The sequence below is a fragment of the Tenacibaculum pelagium genome (assembly GCF_014062345.1).
GTDB classification, from domain to species: Bacteria; Bacteroidota; Bacteroidia; order Flavobacteriales; family Flavobacteriaceae; genus Polaribacter; species Polaribacter pelagius.
The window spans coordinates 1-438 of record NZ_JACGLS010000017.1 but is presented as its reverse complement, the minus strand read 5'-3'; the positions used below and the strand labels follow the sequence as shown (position 1 = coordinate 438).

At 32.2% G+C, this 438-nt stretch carries 1 pseudogene; it reads right to left on the bottom strand.

Annotation, left to right across the window (positions count from 1 at the left end):
• Window positions 1-438, bottom strand: a pseudogene (locus H3Z83_RS12830) (SprB repeat-containing protein); the annotation flags it as partial.

Genomic DNA, 438 nt, shown 5'->3' with positions numbered 1-438 from the left:
ACTCCATCATTAGAACCTTGACAACTTATGATTGATTTCTCTTCTATAGAAACCTCTAATTCATCTGGCTGTTCTACTTCATATACAAAACTTAACGAACAGTCTTTACTATCTCTTATTATTAAATTATATGTTCCAGCAATTAACCCTGATATAGTATTACTCGTTTCTGAAAGAATTTTCCCTGTAGAATCTGTCCATTGATATGTATAAGGCAAAGTACCTCCTTTAAACTCTGTTTTTATTCTACCGTTTGATAAACTGTACCCTGTAACATTATCAATTTTTTCTGTTACTAATTCTAATACAGGCGGAGTTATTAGTTTTGTTTCACTAATTACTCTACATCCATTAGCATCTACAACGGTTAACATATAGCTTCCTGCTTTTACCCCTTGTAATGACACTGTATTCGTACCTGTACTCCATAAATATGTA